Below are 19,073 nucleotides of genomic sequence, written 5' to 3'. Positions count from 1 at the left end.
GCTTCACTGGTGGTTAAATAGCGGTTGTACAGTCGAAGCTGCTGAAACTGACCATGAAGGCTGGGCGCTATCGTTGCCTTTTTGTTGCCATTAATGTCGTCAAAATCAGCGCGGAATCGGTCCCAGCCATACTGTCGGGATTTCCCTTCAAAGCAGATGATACGTAACGACCGCCAGTTTCAATTGCATAGATTTAAGTGATTTGAGTTCTGTCTGAGAACCCCCAACCCCCTGAAGGGGGCTTTGCTCGCCAATGAACTAAGTCCCCTTCAGGGGGGGTTGGGGGTGTTTTTTCAATAGCCCGGATTTTGCGGCAACAGATTGGGGTTAAGCTGAATTTCGGTGAAGTATACCGGCAGTAAGGCTTTTTTCTCAACGCCCAGTACCGCTTTCGCCCGGCCCGTTCTGAGCAGGTCATACCAGCGCTGGCCTTCGAAGCAAAGTTCAACGTAGCGTTCCTGTTCAATGGCCAGTAAGAGAGCCTCTTTCGACGTAGCGGTTGTGTTAGCTAGCCCAGCCCGGTTGCGAATTCGGTTGACCAGGGCCGCCGATTCTGCCGTTTTGCCCAGTTGAGCGAAGGCTTCGGCTTGCATCAGTATCACGTCGGACAGCCGTAGAAGGATGAAATTGCTATCGCTGAAACGCGTCGTCCCTACCACCGTTCCCAGGTATTTCGCGACCGTCGGCAAATTAGGAAACTGATCTGTGGCCGGATTACTGGTGTAAATGCTGGCCGCTTTACGAACATCGCCCGGTTCAAAGGCGTCGACAAGCTTCTGGGTCGGAATCAGGGTTTGGTTACCACCGGTCGTTACTTTGCTACTGCGCGGTATGAAGTAGGCCGAAAGCCCGTTAGTTTCCTGATTATTGTAGTTGAACTGAAGCTCGAAAATGGATTCGGTTGTGTTTTTTGCTGTAAAAATAGTTGCATAAGCAGGTCCGGAAACCAGCGAGTAGGTCGAATTGGCGAGCACTTTGGCGGCATAGTCAGCCACCAACTGCCATTCGCCGGTCTGGTTATACGAACTGCGCCAGAGATACACTTTGCTGAGCAATGCCTGAGCGGCTCCCTGGGTCGCCCGTCCCCGCGTTTCAATCGCGGCTGCATACGTAACGGGCAATAGTTTTTCGGCCTCTTTCAGATCGGCAATGATCTGCTCCTGAATCTTATCGGCCGGTGTCCGGGCGGGTTGTAAATCCTTGTTCAGCGAAAGCGTCGGCTCCAGCACCAGTGGAACGGCACCCCAGATCCGCACCAGGTGAAAATAATTGAGCGCCCGTAGAAAATACGCTTCGCCCATAATTCGATTTTTCACGCTGTTAATGGTTGGGCTTTGAATCATAGGCACCTGCGCCAGCACATTATTGACCTTATTGATGCCCGAATAAAACCGACTCCAGGTAGCGTAGCCACTACTGGTGCTGATGTTATCATTCTGAAAGTCCAGTACACCCCCATCAGTTATACCAATCTCATTGACAGGCACTCGGAGGTTATCGGCCCGCGCATCGCCCCAGGCAATATAGCGCACCTCATCGCCCTGAAAAGCGTCATAACCGGCCAGAATTGCCGCTTCCGCATCGGCCGCATTCTGAAAAAAAGAGCCTTGCGTAAGCGCACTCGCAGGTACCTGATTGAGTACGTCGCTGCATCCGCCAGCCAGTACACCGATTGTAATCGTCAGCGTCGTATAGATGAATTTTTTCATGGTCAAGAGAGGTTAGAAGCCTAGATTTAAACCAAATGTGAGCGTGCGTACCAGCGGATAGGTACCCAGATCAATACCCTGAAGCAGGGGTAACGTGCTGCGGAAATTCACCTCGGGGTCCAGCCCCGAATACTTCGTGAAGGTGAACAGGTTCTGCCCCGAAACATACAGGCGCAGGTTTTCAATTTTAACCCGCTTGAGCAGCGCCGACGGGAAGGTGTAGCCCAACGTAGCGGTTTTCACGCGCAGATACGAACCATCTTCAACCCAGCGGCTGGACGCGAATCCGTTGCGACTGATGGTACTAGGCGTGCCGCGGGGAACATCCGTAATGTCCCCTTCTTTGCGCCAGCTACGCAGCACTTCGGTGGTGGCCGCATTGTACACGAAACTCCGGTTCGAAGCCTCACGCGTCTCGTTGAAAATATCGTTTCCGTAAGACCATTGCAGGAAAATCGACAGGTCGAAGCCTTTGTAGGAAAAGTTATTCGTCAGCCCACCCGTGTGTTTTGGGTTCGCATTCCCGATGATCGTCCGGTCGGCGTCATTAATGATGCCGTCTCCGTTTAAATCCTTGTAGATCATGTCGCCAGCGACATAAAGGGCGCCAGACGCACTGCCATCCCGCATGTTGGCGGCTTTGGCCTCTTCGGACGTAGCATACACACGGCCCGTATACACCTGCCCAAAGAAAACGCCGATCGGCTGACCGACCCGCCCAAGACCCTGGGGCGCAGTACCGTAAAACGTTGCGTCGGCACTCGTCTGGATAATGTCGGCGTTGTTATTCGATAAGCTGATGATCTTGTTGCGGTTGAAAGAGATATTGAAGCTGGTGCTCCATTTAAAATCGGTAGCGCCTGATCCAACAACATTCTGGCTATAGATACTGAATTCCAGCCCTTTATTCTGTGTATTGCCGACATTTTGCAGGGCCGAACCAAAACCCGACGTAGTGGGCAGATTCACCGACAGCAGCAAGTCATTCGTCTTTTTCAGGTACGCATCGGCGGTCAGGGTAATCCGGTTATTGAGAAATGAAACATCTAACCCTACGTCAGACTGCGTCGTCGATTCCCAGCTTAAGGATGGATTCGGAACCGCCGACAAGGCAATCCCCGCTTTGCCGATGTAGTTACTGCCCGTGCTGTACAAGCCCTGTGAACCGTAATCGCTGATGGACTGGTTACCGACGACCCCGATGCTGGCCCGCACTTTCAGGTCGTTGATAAAGGACAAACCCTGCATAAACGACTCCTGCGACACACGCCACCCAGCCGACAGCGAGGGGAACGTACCGTATTGATTGTCTTTCCCAAAGCGCGACGAACCATCCCTGCGTACGGTTGCCGCCAGCAAATATTTATCATTGAAACTGTAGTTCAGGCGGGCAAAGTACGATACCAGACCCCAGGCCGATTTACTGCTGGAAGCCGCGGTGGGTGAGGCAGCCGCATTCAGCGTGGTAATATTGTCGGTCGCTCCCTGATTGGCCGCAGCCGACAGGTTAAAAATTTTGGACTCCTGCACGCTGTAGCCGAGTAAACCCGACAGGCTGTGCTTCCCAATAGAATGGCTGTAGTTCAGCGTATTTTCATTGACCCACGTAAAAACATCCCCATACGACGCTGTGCCGGGCCGCGCAGATCCACCCTGAATAGTACTGGGTGTAAAGCGTTCGTCGCGGGTGCCCGAATAGTCGATGTTGAGTGTCGAACGAAAGGTCAGCCCCTTCCAGAGATCATAGTCGCCATAAATATTACCAACCAGCCGATTATTAACCGTAAACCAGGACGTTAGCATGGCCAGCCCTACCGGGTTTGGGCGCTGAATCTGATCAACGAACGTAAACGAACCATCGGGGTTGTAGACTGGCGAGAAAGGCAGCGTCCGCATGGCGTTGGGTATGATCGCATTGATATCGTCGCCTTCGGGAACGCGGTCGCGTTTGGCGGTCGAGAGTAAAATATTGGCTCCCGTTTTGAAGCGGTCCGATGCCCGATGGTCGATGCTGAAGCGCCCCCGATACGTATCGTATCCTGAGCTGATGATAATTCCTTTCTGATTAAAATACCCCAGACTGGCGGCATAGGTTGTTTTATCGTTGCCACCCCGCAAGGACACTTCGTAGTTGGAAACCGTCCCCTGGCGGTAAAGCTCATCCTGCCAGTTGGTGTCATAGACGGGAACACCATTTCGGAACAGCGTGTCCAGCCCCAGCCGTACTTCGGCAACGCCCGCGTTGGCTACGGCATTGAGAATATAGTCCCGCTCCTGAACGGCATTCAGCATGGAGACTTTCTTTCTGACATCCATTATGCCGGTGTACGTACTCAGGCCGATGGATGTTTTTCCGGCCTTCCCACGCTTGGTGGTCACAATAATGATCCCGTTGGCACCTCGAGCACCATAAATAGCGGTGGCCGACGCATCTTTCAGCACTTCCATCGACTGGATATCGTTCGGATTCACTACGTTGATGCCACCCGTAATCGGCACGCCATCCACAATATAAAGCGGATCGTTTCCCGCGTTCAGCGATGTTACCCCCCGGATTCGGACATTGGGACTTGCCCCCGGCGACCCACTATTCTGAACAATCTGCACCCCAGCCACCCGGCCCTGTATAGCTTCGAGCGGCCCCTGAACGGGCAGATTTTCCAGCTCTTTCCCTTTCACCGACGCCACCGACCCTGTCAGGTCCCGGCGCTGCTGGGTTCCGTAGCCGACCACGACTACCTCACTCAACGCTTTCGTATCCGCTTTCAGCACTACATTAACGGTGGTTCTATTGCCAATCGATACGTCCTGCTTTTCGTAACCTACCGAACTGAATACCAGCGTAGTGCTACCGTCTGGAACACTCAGGCTGTATTGGCCGGATTCATTGGTGGTAGTGCCAATGGTTGTCCCTTTTACGGCAATTGTCACACCGGGCAGTGTCTCGCCGGTTTCAGTTGTTACGGTTCCTTTAATCGGTATTACTTTGGGCATTTTACCCAACGAACCATGCGCCAGGAGCTGTGACCTAACAGCTACGAAAGCCAGAAAGGCGAGCAACCATCCTACTTTTGTTAGATTTATTTTCATACGTGTATCAGGACAGGAATAGTTATATTTTTTTCAACAGCCAACATTGACATATACCAGGCAGAGCCTCAAGATTGACCGCTTACAAAAGCCAGTCTTATTTTTTAATTACTTCTCGAATTTATAGTATTTAATCCGGCTATCGCAAGTAGAATTGACCATTTTATAGGTTTTATTGTGAAAAAACGTTACCGGAAACGTTATCGGAAATGAGAAACTGCGGAGTTCATTTTGATAAAAATTCAGCTGTAACGACAGGTACTGAGTCGATTGCCTTAACGTAACTTTATGTGGAATGCTTTATCAGATGTGCAGAGCAACCACAAAAAGTACAATTTGGTGATCTTTCTTACCCCTGAGTCATCTATGAGAAGCAAACAACCTACTATCTGGGACATTGCCATAAAGCTGAATGTCTCCATATCGACCGTTTCCAGGGCCTTGCGCAATGCACCCGACATCAATCCGGAAACTAAAAAAGCGGTGCTGGATCTGGCCCATCAACTGGACTATCAGCCCAATACGATCGCCACAAGCCTGCGAAAGAATAAGACGGATATTATTGGTGTCATGGTACCCGAATTTGTCCACGCCTTTTTTCCGGGTATTATTCTGGGTATCCAGGAAGTAGCCAATGCCGCTGGCTACAAGGTGATGGTCATGCAGTCCGGCGAATCCCTAGAGATAGAAAAACACAACCTGCAGGCAATGGTATCGAGCCGGGTCGATGGGTTGATTCTGGCAATTACGCGCGAAACCAATGATTACGAGCACATTATCTCGGCCCAACGAAAGGGGCTACCCATCGTCTTTTTCAACCGGGTTGTCGATGAGTTACAAGGCTCCAAAGTCATGGTCGATGATTACAAAGGCGCTTACATAGCTGTTCAGCACCTTATCCAGACGGGTTGCCGACGTATTGCCCACCTGGCCGGACCCGAAAATATGACGATCGGCCGCAATCGACTGAACGGGTATTTAGATGCACTGAAAGCGCATCAGGTTCCCATTGAAGACGAATTGATCATGCACTGCGATTTTGTGGATGGACGGGCCAGAGCCTGTACACAGACGCTGCTGGCGATGGAAAACCGTCCCGATGCGTTGTTTGCAGTCAATGATCCGACAGCCATCGAAGCCTTGATCTGCATCCGCGAGAATGGCCTGTCGATTCCAGATGATATAGCGCTGGCTGGCTTTTCCAACGCCCCTCATGGTGCCTTTGTTACGCCTTCTTTAACATCCGTCGTCCAGCCTATCCACGAGATCGGCGGCCTGGCGGCCCAACTTCTGCTACGTCAGATAAAAGCCCCGCAACAGTTTATTCCAGAAACGCATGTATTGGATACAACACTGGTTATCAGGCAGTCAACGCGCGTGAAAGGGAAATAACTTCTACCATAGCGCATCTTTAGGCGTATCGCTTGTCTCGCTCGCAGCCACGGGTTGCATATAGGCATGTTTGATTGCCGGGAATGACGCCTTTACAGACGCATGAATACGCACGATCGCTTCGTTGATCTCATCCGTCGTCAAATTTGCCTGGAAGGCTACACCCTGCGCCAGTGTAATTTCCTCCGGGCCCAGGTAGATGGTGGCAATGTGTATGGCTTTCTGTACCGCCGGGTCGGCCTCGGTTAGCGCCTGTAGCTGATGCCGGGTGTCCGGGTCGACCCCTTCGCCCATGAGCAGGCTCTTACTTTCGCGAGCCAGCACCATAGCCACGCCCACCAGCAGCAGGCCGATCAGGATCGATGCAAGACCATCGAAATAGGGATTCTGGAGTTCGTGCCCCAGAAATACTCCTAGAAAAGCAATGATCAGGCCCAGCACATCGGAGGCATCTTCAAACAGCACCGTGAACGTAGCGGAATCTTTACTCTCTCGTATAGCCGACCACAAGGACTCATTGCCTCGTTTTTCGTTGAAGGCCCGCCAGGCCGTAATCAGGGAATAGCCATCCAGCAAAAACGCCACCCCCAACACAATGTAATTCCAGAAAGGATCTTTGATTAATTCCGGGTGCTGGATATGCATCACGCCTTCATAAAATGAAACCCCGCCACCAACCGCAAAAATCAGCAGGGCCACTACGTACGACCAGAAATACTGCTCCCGACCGTAACCAAAAGGGCGCTTTAAATCGGGAGGGCGCTGACTCCGGGTAATGCCCAACAGCAGGAGCAGTTCGTTTAACGTATCAACCAGTGAGTGAATACCCTCGGAAATCATGGCGGAACTCCCCGTAATACTAGCCGCCACAAATTTGGTAGCCGCAATGCCCAGATTAGCCGCCAGGGCGGTATACAATGCCGTTTTAGATGAAGCCATACGTAAGAAACGGTTCCCGGATTATAGATGTTCGACGGTCACCTACCCGGATTGAGCCGAACATATAGTCAGTATACGCTAGTGATACGTCATTGCAGACGCTACCGGATGTCTGCGCCAGATTTTATGGTGACGGCGGACCCATCGGCCAGAAACACCGAGAGGGGCGGCTGTTCAAAAAATGGTGCAAACGCGTTGCCATACAGGGTTGCTACATCGCAGCGCACATCATAGCTAGTCACCGGATAGATAGTCCAGGTTGGGTGAACGACTTCATACTCTGATGTCCTGCCGATACGTCGGCGTGTGTATCCCCAGTAATGTTCGGTTATAAACGCTTCTTCGCTGTCAGCCACCAGCGGATGACCAAGCCGGTCAGCACTCACCTGGATGTGATTCCAGTCCCCGCCAACTTTCCACTCGTATTCAATGTGCTGGGCCGGGCCGTCGACTTCCCAGCGATGACGCATGGCATGGGTGGCATAGGGTTCGCCATACAAGATTTTCGCCACCAGCGCAATGGCCCGTTTAGGGACGATCTCCTTAACAAATACGACACCCCGTTTCCAGCCCGTTTCAGTTTTTCGCCGGACATAAAATCGCAGGTTGAACTCCTCAAATTCGCCATGAAACGGCACGGAGATATGTCCCAATAGCTTGACGCGCTGAAAATAGAACCCAACCAGACTTCCGTAGCAGACTCCGTTAAACTCGTCCAGTTCAGTACCGTAAGGCAGCAGCGGTTCCAAAACCTGGCGATCCACAATATAATTGGCAAAAATCAGATTTCGCCATTCGGCGGTCAAAAAGGTAGTGGCCATCCAGTAGAACAAGGGCTTTACAGGCTAACAAGGCTTTCTGAGGATGGTTCAGAAATGAATAGTCTGGCCTATTCAGAACGTGACTACGTACAATTTTTACTACGGCAACAATGAAGATTTTTTCATTTTCCACATACAAAAGGGTACCCAACCCCTGAGTTGGATACCCTTTTTACTACCTCTTTCTAACCGCTGTTATTTAGGCAATAACACGCGGTCTATAACATGAACGACGCCATTGTTGGCTACCAAATCCGCCTGTACAAGATTAGCCGCATTGGTACCATTGCCTTTGCCGGTAACGGTTAATTTGCCTCCACTAACCGTAAACCGAACGCTGGTCCCCTGAGCCGTTACTACCTCGGCCCCATTCTGGAACGTCTGCGAAAAGGCACGGTAGTTCAAAACATGGTAAGACAGCAAATCGGCAAGCACCTTTGGATCGGCAGCCTGAATGGCCGCAACATCTGCATAGCCAGCGGCTTTGAAGGCAGCATTGTTCGGCGCAAATATGGTAATGCCGTCCTGCGAGTTCTGGCTCAACAATGTTTGCACCGTAGAACCCGCCCGGGTAACAGCGGCCGCAAACAACGACAGGTCCGTATTCTTCTGGATTAAATCGGAGGCACCGAGTGTTGGTGGCATCAGCACCTGATTGATAATGTGCACTACAGTATTTGTTGTGGCGATGTTACCTTCAACAATCTTGGCCCCGTTGACGCTAACATCGGTATTGCTGACTTTGTAAACCGTTACCCGGCTGTCAGTCAAGGTTGTCTGATAGGACGTATTGACGTTCGTCGGGAAAGCGGACAGGTCGATGACCGAGCCTACTACGTGATACTGAAGGATTCGTTTCAGGTCGGCAGCCGGAGCGGCACTCACCGCGGCAACACTGGCATAACCAGCGGCCTTGAAGGCATCATCAGACGGCGCAAAAATAGTTAGTCCGCCTTTGTTTACATCAGCGGCTAGTCCCGCCTGTGCGATAGCCGCGCTCAGAAAAGTCAGATTACTTTTTTGCTTGATGTAATCAACGGCCCCAATAACGGTTGTACCCGGTGTGGTGGTACCCGTTCCCGGTGCGGTGGTCGTGCCAGAGCCTGGGGTTGTGGTGGTACCCGATCCAGGCGTAGTAGTGGTACCAGAGCCCGGTGGCGTCACGACGGGGGCTGGCTGAGGATCTGGACTACTGGTACAACCGATAAAAAAAGGTGCTGAACCGACGAATAGAACGAGTAATAATTGCCGGAGGGCTACAAAAATGGGTTGAGTCTTCATACGTTGAGCTACATGTTTTATTAAAAAAATAGATTCCTGTCCGTTGGTATGAACCGCAGACGAGAGGTAGTGAAAGCAAGAACGGCTTACAAAAAAGAATGTTGCCCGTATATTATTTACCGGGAACGGCTCACCGGCATCAACGTTAGTAGCTACTTAGAAGGCAATTCGGCTAAGATAAGATCGAATTTCGGCCAGAGAAGGGCATTTTATGATTGGCCTCTGCGGATGACCGGGCAAAAAAAACTCGTCTGATCGGATGGCCAAATATGATTGAACGGCCCTTACTAAACTGACTAATCCCTGCGGCTTTTATGGGCATGGCGGCTCACGCTGCCAGTCCGGCATTTCCGTATTACCCAAAAGTTTTATACTGGTAAGTTGACATTACCGGTTGTTTGGGGGTACTTATTTTCGACTAGTTTTATTAGCCGTCCACACAGCTCGTGCTACGTTGTCCCGTTCAATAAGGATACGGCTTACTTAGCTATTCTGCGTCGGGTTGTGTTACCAATCTGTGTAGTTTGTTCGTTGGTAGACTAATATTCCAACTGGTATGAAAACAGCTATCATTACGGGAGGTGGCCAGGGTATTGGCCGCGTTACAACGCAGTATTTGTTGACACATGGGTACCGCGTGGCTATCTGGGAAGCCGACACCGACGCGCTTACCGAACTCCGCGAATCCTTCAAGGCCTCTGCCGCCCAGATTCTATTCGTATCCTGCGACGTATCGAGCGAGGTCAACGTTCGCAAGGCCGTCGAACAAACAATGGCCCACTTCGGCCAAATTGACGCATTGATCAATAACGCGGCCATTATGATCGAGAAATCGCTCGACAAATTCATGCTCGATGAGTGGAATCGCGTAATCAGCACCAACCTGACCGGCCCATTTTTATGCGCCAAACACACGGCTCCTTACCTGGCTATGCAAAAGGGGTGCATCATTAACATATGCTCCACCCGGGCATTCCAGTCAGAGCCCGATACGTTTGCTTACTCTGCCAGCAAAGGCGGCCTTCTGGCATTAACGCACTCACTGGCGGTTAGTTTAGGGCCCGATATTCGGGTCAATGCCATCAGTCCGGGCTGGATCGACGTATCGGCCCTGAAGAAAAAAGCCAAGGCCAAATCCGACGAACTGCGGCCCGAAGATCATAGTCAGCATCCGGCGGGCCGTGTGGGTCAGGCAGATGATATTGCCCGCATGATCCTGTTCCTGATTGCCCCCGAGAACAGTTTTATTACCGGTCAGAATTTCGTGGTCGACGGGGGTATGACCCGAAAAATGATTTACGTTTAACGCGTAAACATCGACTGGACTTCGTCGGTTTATGAGGTAATCAAGCCCTTACAGACAAGCTCTTTTATGGAAAATGTAAATCAGGATGCGATGCTCAATGAGCAGTCGCAGACGTTTCGACCCGACACAGGCGGCCCCGCTTAAACCCCGGATGAGAGCATTATGATCAACGAAGACTATAATCCAACGGATCTGGTCGGCAATGTGGACAGCGGGCCGGATGGCATGGGAAACGATTCGGGGAGCCCGAACATGGAACCCGACCACACCAACTACGGCAATGGGGATTCCCTCGGCAATAATGATGGTACCGAACCCGATCCTGCTTTGAGCGACGAAGGTTATTAGCCGTCCAGACCGGTTGACACGTATTAATTTTGATTATACAGCGATACACGTAACTGCCCAGGGTGGTTTGTGTATCGCTTTTATTTTGCCAACCGATCAACGTAGCAACGATCGACTAAACTGCTCATATACTGCACGTTACCAGTTCTACCGATAGACTTTACCAAAAAACAAAGGACCCTTGCAACCCTTTTCTCAAGCAAAGAATCTATAAGCCAGAAAACGTCCTTTATGCCCAGAACCAGCTTATGAAACTCTCCAAAGCCCTTCTTCAAACTATTGCAGTAGCCGTGGCAGTAACCACACTCAGCTCCTGTGACAAAGGCAAAGTCATCGATCCCAAAAAAGATGACACCAAACAGCAAATACCTTATGACTGCCCAGGCTGCGGTTTAGGCTAATAATGTCCACTTCTGTACTACGTGCCTATGACGCTCATTCGATCAACCCTGGCCTGTAACTTAGACACCAACCTCCTGTCGGCTTCTTTGCCCCTTTTCGAAGCTGAGAGGGTGCAGGCGATTGAGTGGTCGTTCGATACACTTTACCAGCATAGCCAGTTGCCGGACTGGTTTGTCGAACTGCTCACTACGTTCAGTGATGCGGGTTGTCTGATTGGTCATGGTGTGTTCTTTTCGCTGTTTCGAGGCCAGTGGACGCCCGATCAGCAGGCCTGGCTGGACCAGTTAAAAGCACTGGCGTCGACCTATCAGTTCGATCACATTACGGAACATTTTGGCTTCATGACGGGCGCTGACTTTCATAAAGGTGCTCCGCTAAGTATTCCACTTAACGCGTCGACACTGGCCATCGGTCAGGATCGGTTGCGACGAATACAGGATGCCTGTGGCTGCCCGGTTGGACTGGAAAACCTGGCTTTTGCCTATTCAGTCGACGAGGTAAAACGACAGGGTGATTTTCTCAATCGGTTACTTGAACCGATCAATAGCTTTATTATTTTGGATCTGCACAATCTCTATTGTCAGAGTCAGAATTTTGGCGTGAGCGGAGCTGATTTGCTAGACCTGTACCCACTCGACCGGGTACGGGAAATTCATATCTCCGGAGGCAGCTGGAGCAACTCGACTATCGAACCGGGACGTATCATCCGACGCGACACGCACGACGACTCTGTTCCTGCCGAGGTGTTTGCCTGGCTGGAGAAAGCAATTAATCGCTGCCCGAACCTCAAATACGTAGTACTGGAGCAGTTGGGCCCCGCCCTGGCGACGGAGAACGAACGTTGTCTCTTTCAGGACGATTTCAGGCGGATGGACCAACTGGTACAGGCAGCTAATCAACCGTTGCCGGTACGCGAGACCAATACGTTTCTGCCCGCCAGCTCATTAGCAAACCCGGCTGTTCCTGTAGAAGACACGTCTCTTTTTGACCAGCAACGGACGCTTGCCACTATTCTGGAAACTGCTACGGATGCTCGGGAGGCACAGGCTATGCTGGCGAAGTCAAGCTTAGCGAAGTCAGACTGGGCCATCGAACAGTGGGAGCCTTCTATGCTGGAAACAGCCCTGGCGATTGCCCAAAAGTGGCGGAATGGGTTTAATTGAATTCAAGCCAGGCTTGAATTTGTTTTGGCCCGTTGGAGCCGTGCCACGGTTACTTTTGGACTCATGGTAACCGTGGCACGGCTCCAGGCGAAAGTAGTAAAAGCAATCGCCCGATAGTTTCTCAACTATCGGGCGATTGCTTTTACTACTTTCGCAGCTAACTCATTAATACGAGTCTATTTTCTTAATACGAGCCTATTTCCCACTACCTAATTTACCGGCTTTGTTGGCCTGTCCGGCCGTCGTTGGGTTTTTCACATATTTGTCCAGCCAGCCGTTCATTTCCCACAGCATATGCAGTAAGGACTCTTTAGCATCGTAGTGATGGCTTTCGTAGGGCAGGAAAACCAGACGTGTTGTGGCACCGAATCCTTTGAGCGCGTTATAATAACGTTCCGACTGGATCGGGAACGTACCGGTATTGTTGTCGGCCTCCCCGTGAACCAATAACAACGGCGTTTTCATTTTATCGGCGTTCATGAACGGCGACATATTGTTGTACACGTCTGGCGCCTGCCAGTAGCTACGTTGCTCATTCTGGAATCCGAACGGCGTCAACGTGCGATTGTAAGCGCCACTACGGGCAATACCGCCTTTGAACAGCTTGCTGTGTGTCAATAAGTTGGCAGTCATAAAGGCTCCGTATGAGTGCCCGCCAACGCCGACACGACTTGAATCGACCACGCCCAGCCGAACACCTTCGTCAATGGCTGCTTTGGCGCTCGATACCAGCTGTTCAACGTACGTATCGTTCGGCTCTTTATCGCCTTCACCCACGATGGGAATGCTGGCATTGTCCAGAACGGCGTATCCCATTGTGGCAAAAGCGGCTGCGCCCCAAAAGGGTCTATTCCAACCGAACTGATAGGGTGATCCGGATATCTGACTGGCGGCATCTTTACTTTTGAATTCGGCGGGATAAGCCCACAGGAATGTTGGCAGGGGTCCCTGCTCTTTCTTGTAGCCAGCTGGCAAATAAAGCATAGCCGTCAATTCAACACCGTCAGCCCGTTTGTAGCGAAGCTGTTTTTTCTCAATACCTTTTAACTGCGGATAAGGGTGAGGGAAAAAGGTCACCTGAACCGGAGCAATACGTGCTTTGAGGTTACGAACGAAGTAGTTAGGACTCACTTCAGGCGTTTCCTGTGTTGTCAGAATGACCTGTTTAGCTGCGTCCAACACAGCAATAGGGCGCTCAAAAAGGGGCGCTGTCGACCGCCAAAGTTCGCGTGTCTGCTTGGTTTTCAGGTTCAGCAGGCTCACAAACGGGCGATCGCCTTCGGGCGATGAACCCTGCCCATTGATCATCAGGATTTCGTTGTTTGGGAGCAGATTGAGCACCTCGCGGCCATACTGATTGTGCCTGGTATCGGGCTGGCCGGGGTTGGTATAACGATCTTCGTAGGAACGATCGAAGAGCGTAGCCGTTTGCCAGTTGCTGGGATTAACGGTCTTAGTGATCGTTTTCCGGCTCTGCCACCAGCGTTCTGTTGCCAGCGCCATCGACTCATTCCCCCAATCGAAGGTCTCGAGACGAAACTGAGCAGCATAAATTTCTTTGGGTTGAGCCGAGAACGGTGCATCGACCAGAAATACTTTATCCCGAATGTCGGCTTTCGTCTTTGGGTCACCATTGTCCTGGGCTACAGTGTAGTAGATCGAGGCAGGAGCATCGGCCCGCCAGTTGAAATCCCGTGGTCCCGTAGGAACACCATCCCGGCTATAAGGTACACTCTCCTGTAAGGGACTGTCATTGAGGGTTTTCACCAGCGAACCGCCAACCGCGTAGACTTCTGTCTTGATCGGAAACCGACGAACGGGTACCAGGTAAGAAAACGGCGTATGAACCGTCTCCACCATAACGTACTGCCCATCGGGCGACGGCTCAGCCGAAAGGATAATACCTGCTGGGCCAATGTTGGTTGTCACACCATCAAGCCCCATTCGAACGACCTGAGCCGTTGTGTAGTAAGCGAATTGTTGCTCGTCAACTGGATTTTTGAGCAGATCCTGAAACGTAGGTGCCTGACCGCGAGAGCCTTTCACGTTTTCCTGCGTCGTTGGTCCGGCGGGAACACGACTTAGTTGAGGAGCGGGTCCTCTTCCGGCAGGAACCATTTTGACAATCAGCCCTTTGCTGTCAGACAACCACTGAAAAGGGGTTCCCAACGTAGCATTGAGCGCCAGCGAACCAACTTTTTTGGCGGTGGCGGTGGCCACATCGACCATGTAGAATTCGATTTGAGTGTCGGTCGAATTAGCGAAGGCAATCTTAGTCTGGTCGGGCGACCACTGTACGTAACTAAGCTGGGGCGTTGCAGGCAACCCCGCAATAGGTTTTGCTTCCTTATCGGTCAGTTTTTTTAGCTTAAGGTCGGTTATGTAAAAGACCCGGCTGGGCCCATTGTTCGCTGGATTCAGGCGTAAGCCAGCCAGCTTAAGTTCAGGTTGAGACAGTTCAGCAATGGTAAATACAGAAGCTTGTTCGATAAGGAGCATCATGTCTCCCCTGGGCGACATCCTAACGATAGGTGTTGGCGGCATACTAACCAGGTCGGCCAGCGCTTTCGGCGGAGTTTGGTAGGTTGGGACATCCTGGGCGTAACTGGCAAACGAAAACGCAAGCCAGGAGATTAGCAAAACCCATCGGCTTTGGCGAATAGTTGTTAGGTTGTGAAGCATATATTGAGCGATTGTTTCAACGTTGTAAAGATACGGGAAAATACAACTAACCCACTGGCAATGACCTTACTTTGCAAAATTTTATTCTGCAAAAGCGACAATGCGTAGGTAAATAAATTGCCATTTTTCGCTATTTATCAGCCGCTTATCAACAATCGCTTATATAAAAAAAGCGGCAACCCAACATTGGGTTGCCGCTTTTTCTAGTATGTATGATACTGCTTTCCTTACAACACTCGTGAGCCACCTAACAAGGTAGCATCGTCGTCAGCGCTATAGCTCGTGTTGCCATAGCGGGTACCATCCGAATTAACTACGCTATCGCTGTACTGACTGGAACCAGACGATGTATTGTCATCTTCCGATGCTGCCCGCTGATTAATAAATGATTCAGCGAGTTGGGTCAGTTTTCTATCCGTATTTTTTTCTTCGTCAAGGGTCTGTTGCAACAGGCGGGCAGCATCCGTGTATCCCAGCACATTCGCCAGTGTCACAACCGATCCGTAAGCGGCAATTTCGTGGTGTTCAATTTTCTGTCCAGCAATAATCAGCCCGGCATCACGGGTTAATGAACCAGACTCCGTATCGGATACAACTTGCTGGGCGTCATCCACTAATCCATCAATGGCCGCGCATGTTTTTTCGTCGGCGTCAACACCTACACTTTGGAATACACTCTCCAGGCGGCTAACCTGTTGACGAGTTTCTTCCTGATGTTGGAGAAATGCATTTCTTACTTCGTCTGTTGTAGCAGCATCGGCTTGTTCGCCAAGTGCATCAACCGCCTGTTTCTCAGCGTAGTATATTCCCTGTAGTTCATTGACAAAAAGGCTGTGCAGCCCTTCCCGGGTGTCATTGTCATTACCACTGAAAAAATTGGCGATTTGATTTCCTAAAGAAGCCATTTGATTTATTGGTTTAAGGTTTAACGTTGAATTATATCCACCTTTAGACCAAAACCATGCCAAATCCTGATAGCCTGTCACTTACAGGTTTTCGTCACTACGTTGTGTATATGCTTTTCCACAGATTTTGTAGAGTATTCCTCATTCATCCCCAGAATACCCCAGACGTCGGGAGAGATGCAGTCTTATGATACTGCAAATTCGATTTATGAGTAACTGAAAACATTGCTCAAAAAACTGTTTCTTTGTATTCATATGCACGTGTTTATTACCTCACTAAATTCAGGCAGCAACGGCAACTGCTACTACGTTGGCAACGAGCGGGAAGCGGTTTTAATTGACGCTGGCCTCTCCTGCCGACAAACCGAAATGCGCATGCAGCGGCTGGGCTTATCGCTTCAAACGGTAAAAGCTATTTTCGTTTCGCATGAGCACAGCGACCATATCAGTGGCCTTACTCAACTGGCCGTCAAGTATAAACTGCCCGTTTTCATTACCAGCAAAACGCTACAGAACACCCGTTTACCCCGGGCGTCCTTTCCCATTCGCTCGTTTCAGGCCTATGAGCAAGTCTGGATTGGTGAGCTAGCCATTACCGCTTTTCCTAAATTTCACGATGCCAGCGACCCGCACAGTTTTTTGATTGACTATCGGGGTACCAAAGTGGGCGTGTTTACGGATATTGGCGCTCCCTGCGAACATGTTATTCAGCATTTCAGCCAATGTCATGCGGCCTTCCTGGAGGCCAATTATGACGATGATTTATTAGAGAAAGGTCGATATCCTTATTTTCTCAAGCAGCGTATTCGGGGTGGGAAAGGCCACCTTTCCAATCAGCAGGCGCTGGACATGTTCATCACGCACCGACCATCCTTCATGAGTCATGTGCTGCTCTCTCATCTATCGAAGGACAATAACTGTCCGGACTTGATCCGGGCTATGTTTGCTCCCTGCTCGGATCAGACAGAAATCGTTGTCGCGTCCCGCTATCAGGAGACGCCGGTTTATAGGATTGGCGCAGAAAGAGCCGTCGCCACGGTATAATTGAACCTGCATCTCACGCAGTTCAACCTCACTTTTAGACAAGTCAGCCCAATGGCCTTGTGTGGTTGGGGGTACTACGTATATCTTTGGTATACAAGAAGTAACCCTAAACGAAACATCACTTGAACGAGGTTAATGATCGGTGGATTCGCATCAGCGGCATCAGTCTGCTGCTGTTACTCGATCTGTATTCCTACCAGATCTTCGTTAAACCGATTGGCCTGGATACCCTTAAGTACTTCATTGAATTTCTGGTATTGACGGCGCTTACCTGGGAAACGAACCGCTGGATTATGGGCCGGTTTCGGCAGTGGTATCCGCACCTTTCCCAAACCCGGAAGCGCATACTATTGATCCTGCTGGTGTGCTGGGTATCGTCTATTCTGATCGACTGGCTGGACATGATCGTCGTCAATAGCCTCGACTTTCACACCCCCTACCCTGTTTCGGCTTACCTCAATTCGATACCAGGCGCGTTGCTGACCAGCGTCCTGATTGTAGGGGCTCAGGAAGCGGTGTATTATTTCGACCGGCTGATTAAATCCGAGAAAGAAGCAGAAGCCCTGAAGAAAGAAAATCTGCAAACGCAGCTGGACAGTTTGAAGCAGCAGGTCAATCCTCATTTTTTGTTTAACAGTCTGAATACATTGTCCTACCTCATTGGCGACGATGCCGATAAGGCCGAGGAATTTCTGGATGAACTCTGCAAAGTATATCGCTATCTGCTACGTACCAACGAACACGAACTCACCAGTTTAACGACGGAACTTCAGTTTATACGCTCCTATTTTCACCTGCTCAAAACCCGATACGGCGACAGTCTGCAGTTGAAACTGGCGATTGAGCCGCACTACGAAACGTATCTGCTGCCGTCATTGACCTTACAGTTGCTCATCGAAAATGCCGTTAAGCACAACGTAATAGAGAAAACGCAGCCGCTGATCGTAGAAATCAGGACGCAGCCAGATGGCCTGTTAACGGTTAAGAATAATCTGCAAAAGAGACCTCAGCACATACCATCCACGCAAATTGGCTTGCTCAACATTGCCACAAAATTCCGCCTGCTCAAGCAACGTGACATGCTGGTTCAGGAGACAGAGAGCGAATTTGCTGTAACGATTCCGCTTATGACAGCCGGAAATTTGAGCGCTTATTTGTAAGGCTTTTATCAATCCCTCACTATGAACATTCTGATTGTTGAAGATGAAGACATGGCGGCTAAAAAGCTCATCAAAACTGTAGCCATTGTTGACCCATCGGCGACCGTTGTTGGCGTCACCTGCAGCGTTCGGGAAACCGTTGCGTGGCTTCGCGTCAATGGGCCGGGACAACCCGCTGCCCCCGACCTGATTCTGATGGATATCGAACTCGCCGATGGACAAAGCTTCCAGATCTTTGAGGAAATAACCGTGACCAGTATGGTCATTTTCACGACGTCTTATGACGAATATGCCATTAAAGCCTTCAAAGTCAATAGCATCGACTACCTGCTCAAGCCCGTTCAGAAAGACGAGCTACGGACATCCTTCGACAAATTCCGTAGCCTGAAAGCCCGGTATCAGCCAACGGGGGCAGAAACGGCGCTGACGATCGGAAACCTGGTAAAAGACCTCCAGAAACAGCTTCATCCCAGAGAATACCGGCAACGGTTTCTGGTTCAGTACGCCAACAAGCTGATGTCGATCGATACCCGCCAGATTGCCTATTTCTTCACCGATAACCGCATGAACCAGTTCAGGACTGTTGACGGTAAAAAGATGGTGGTCGATTACAGCCTGGACGAACTGGAAGCTATGCTGGACCCCCATCAGTTTTTTCGCGTGAGCCGTTCATTTCTGGTAGCGGTCAACAGCGTCGATCACATTCAACCTTACCTCGGCAACCGACTGGCCTTGAAACTCAAACCAGCAATCGACAAAGAGGTCATTGTCAGCCGGGAAAAGCTGACGCCCTTCAAGGAATGGATGGGTAAATGAGACCCGTTCGCATCC

General features: G+C 50.6%; 15 protein-coding genes. 8 read left to right on the top strand and 7 right to left on the bottom strand.

The features are described from left to right. Positions 1 to 293 precede the first annotated feature (293 nt). Positions 294 to 1,709 carry a RagB/SusD family nutrient uptake outer membrane protein gene (locus tag ACYVEA_RS09005; protein ID WP_461113098.1) on the bottom strand — a complete coding sequence of 472 codons (1,416 nt, stop codon included), beginning with the start codon at positions 1,707 to 1,709 and terminating at the stop codon, positions 294 to 296. A gap of 12 nt (positions 1,710 to 1,721) precedes the next feature. Further along, on the bottom strand, positions 1,722 to 4,799 hold the full coding sequence (locus tag ACYVEA_RS09000; RefSeq protein ID WP_461113097.1) for a SusC/RagA family TonB-linked outer membrane protein: 3,078 nt from the start codon (positions 4,797 to 4,799) through the stop codon (positions 1,722 to 1,724). Between the two features lie 366 nt (positions 4,800 to 5,165). Here ACYVEA_RS09000 and ACYVEA_RS08995 point away from each other — a divergent pair, with 366 nt between their 5' ends. Further along, positions 5,166 to 6,191, top strand: a complete 1,026-nt coding sequence (locus ACYVEA_RS08995) for a LacI family DNA-binding transcriptional regulator (protein WP_461113096.1) — start codon at positions 5,166 to 5,168, stop codon at positions 6,189 to 6,191. Positions 6,192 to 6,194: 3 nt separating this feature from the next. Here ACYVEA_RS08995 and ACYVEA_RS08990 read toward each other — a convergent pair whose 3' ends face one another. The 3 genes from ACYVEA_RS08990 to ACYVEA_RS08980 form a co-directional block, all read right to left on the bottom strand. Then, positions 6,195 to 7,130, bottom strand: a complete 936-nt coding sequence (locus ACYVEA_RS08990) for a cation diffusion facilitator family transporter (protein ID WP_461113095.1) — start codon at positions 7,128 to 7,130, stop codon at positions 6,195 to 6,197. Between the two features lie 101 nt (positions 7,131 to 7,231). Further along, complete coding sequence (locus tag ACYVEA_RS08985) at positions 7,232 to 7,951, bottom strand: YqjF family protein (RefSeq protein ID WP_461113094.1); 720 nt, start codon at positions 7,949 to 7,951, stop codon at positions 7,232 to 7,234. Between the two features lie 195 nt (positions 7,952 to 8,146). Then, positions 8,147 to 9,232 (bottom strand): fasciclin domain-containing protein, encoded by a 1,086-nt coding sequence (locus ACYVEA_RS08980; protein ID WP_461113093.1) that lies wholly within the window; start codon positions 9,230 to 9,232, stop codon positions 8,147 to 8,149. A 556-nt stretch (positions 9,233 to 9,788) separates the two neighbouring features. Here ACYVEA_RS08980 and ACYVEA_RS08975 point away from each other — a divergent pair. From ACYVEA_RS08975 to ACYVEA_RS08960, 4 genes are all read left to right on the top strand, one after another. Beyond that, positions 9,789 to 10,538 (top strand): SDR family oxidoreductase, encoded by a 750-nt coding sequence (locus tag ACYVEA_RS08975; RefSeq protein ID WP_461113092.1) that lies wholly within the window; start codon positions 9,789 to 9,791, stop codon positions 10,536 to 10,538. A 162-nt stretch (positions 10,539 to 10,700) separates the two neighbouring features. Beyond that, positions 10,701 to 10,886: a hypothetical protein gene (locus ACYVEA_RS08970; protein ID WP_461113091.1), complete on the top strand. Its 186-nt coding sequence runs from the start codon at positions 10,701 to 10,703 to the stop codon at positions 10,884 to 10,886. A gap of 248 nt (positions 10,887 to 11,134) precedes the next feature. Further along, positions 11,135 to 11,287 carry a chryseobasin-related MNIO class RiPP peptide gene (locus ACYVEA_RS08965; protein ID WP_177236697.1) on the top strand — a complete coding sequence of 51 codons (153 nt, stop codon included), beginning with the start codon at positions 11,135 to 11,137 and terminating at the stop codon, positions 11,285 to 11,287. Between the two features lie 27 nt (positions 11,288 to 11,314). After that, the gene (locus ACYVEA_RS08960; protein ID WP_461113090.1) at positions 11,315 to 12,451 is read left to right on the top strand and encodes a multinuclear nonheme iron-dependent oxidase; all 1,137 of its coding nucleotides are present in this window, start codon (positions 11,315 to 11,317) and stop codon (positions 12,449 to 12,451) included. 195 nt (positions 12,452 to 12,646) lie between these two features. Here the strand turns inward: ACYVEA_RS08960 and ACYVEA_RS08955 are convergent, their stop codons facing one another. Together ACYVEA_RS08955 and ACYVEA_RS08950 are read right to left on the bottom strand one after the other, a co-directional pair. Next, positions 12,647 to 15,133, bottom strand: a complete 2,487-nt coding sequence (locus ACYVEA_RS08955) for an alpha/beta hydrolase family protein (protein ID WP_461113089.1) — start codon at positions 15,131 to 15,133, stop codon at positions 12,647 to 12,649. 227 nt (positions 15,134 to 15,360) lie between these two features. After that, entirely contained in the window at positions 15,361 to 16,038 is a 678-nt protein-coding gene (locus ACYVEA_RS08950) for a YciE/YciF ferroxidase family protein (protein WP_461113088.1), read from the bottom strand. A gap of 255 nt (positions 16,039 to 16,293) precedes the next feature. Between ACYVEA_RS08950 and ACYVEA_RS08945 the strand changes: the two genes are divergently transcribed. From ACYVEA_RS08945 to ACYVEA_RS08935, 3 genes are all read left to right on the top strand, one after another. Further along, positions 16,294 to 17,082, top strand: a complete 789-nt coding sequence (locus ACYVEA_RS08945) for an MBL fold metallo-hydrolase (RefSeq protein ID WP_461113087.1) — start codon at positions 16,294 to 16,296, stop codon at positions 17,080 to 17,082. A 122-nt stretch (positions 17,083 to 17,204) separates the two neighbouring features. Then, positions 17,205 to 18,242 carry a sensor histidine kinase gene (locus ACYVEA_RS08940; protein WP_461113086.1) on the top strand — a complete coding sequence of 346 codons (1,038 nt, stop codon included), beginning with the start codon at positions 17,205 to 17,207 and terminating at the stop codon, positions 18,240 to 18,242. Positions 18,243 to 18,263: 21 nt separating this feature from the next. After that, positions 18,264 to 19,058 (top strand): LytR/AlgR family response regulator transcription factor, encoded by a 795-nt coding sequence (locus ACYVEA_RS08935; RefSeq protein WP_461113085.1) that lies wholly within the window; start codon positions 18,264 to 18,266, stop codon positions 19,056 to 19,058. Positions 19,059 to 19,073 lie beyond the last annotated feature (15 nt).

The organism is Spirosoma jeollabukense, from assembly GCF_054777855.1.
Note: the sequence above shows the minus strand (reverse complement) of the source record. Positions and strands in the feature narration are given on the sequence as shown.

Excerpts from the sequence above, each read along its gene's own strand:
- ACYVEA_RS08960 (WP_461113090.1), top strand. The coding sequence starts at position 11,315 with ATGACGCTCATTCGATCAACCCTGGCCTGTAACTTAGACACCAACCTC.
- ACYVEA_RS08990 (WP_461113095.1), bottom strand. The coding sequence starts at position 7,130 with ATGGCTTCATCTAAAACGGCATTGTATACCGCCCTGGCGGCTAATCTG.
- ACYVEA_RS08935 (WP_461113085.1), top strand. The coding sequence starts at position 18,264 with ATGAACATTCTGATTGTTGAAGATGAAGACATGGCGGCTAAAAAGCTC.
- ACYVEA_RS08995 (WP_461113096.1), top strand. The coding sequence starts at position 5,166 with ATGAGAAGCAAACAACCTACTATCTGGGACATTGCCATAAAGCTGAAT.
- ACYVEA_RS08945 (WP_461113087.1), top strand. The coding sequence starts at position 16,294 with ATGCACGTGTTTATTACCTCACTAAATTCAGGCAGCAACGGCAACTGC.
- ACYVEA_RS08970 (WP_461113091.1), top strand. The coding sequence starts at position 10,701 with ATGATCAACGAAGACTATAATCCAACGGATCTGGTCGGCAATGTGGAC.
- ACYVEA_RS08985 (WP_461113094.1), bottom strand. The coding sequence starts at position 7,951 with ATGGCCACTACCTTTTTGACCGCCGAATGGCGAAATCTGATTTTTGCC.
- ACYVEA_RS09005 (WP_461113098.1), bottom strand. The coding sequence starts at position 1,709 with ATGAAAAAATTCATCTATACGACGCTGACGATTACAATCGGTGTACTG.
- ACYVEA_RS09000 (WP_461113097.1), bottom strand. The coding sequence starts at position 4,799 with ATGAAAATAAATCTAACAAAAGTAGGATGGTTGCTCGCCTTTCTGGCT.
- ACYVEA_RS08950 (WP_461113088.1), bottom strand. The coding sequence starts at position 16,038 with ATGGCTTCTTTAGGAAATCAAATCGCCAATTTTTTCAGTGGTAATGAC.
- ACYVEA_RS08955 (WP_461113089.1), bottom strand. The coding sequence starts at position 15,133 with ATGCTTCACAACCTAACAACTATTCGCCAAAGCCGATGGGTTTTGCTA.
- ACYVEA_RS08980 (WP_461113093.1), bottom strand. The coding sequence starts at position 9,232 with ATGAAGACTCAACCCATTTTTGTAGCCCTCCGGCAATTATTACTCGTT.
- ACYVEA_RS08975 (WP_461113092.1), top strand. The coding sequence starts at position 9,789 with ATGAAAACAGCTATCATTACGGGAGGTGGCCAGGGTATTGGCCGCGTT.
- ACYVEA_RS08965 (WP_177236697.1), top strand. The coding sequence starts at position 11,135 with ATGAAACTCTCCAAAGCCCTTCTTCAAACTATTGCAGTAGCCGTGGCA.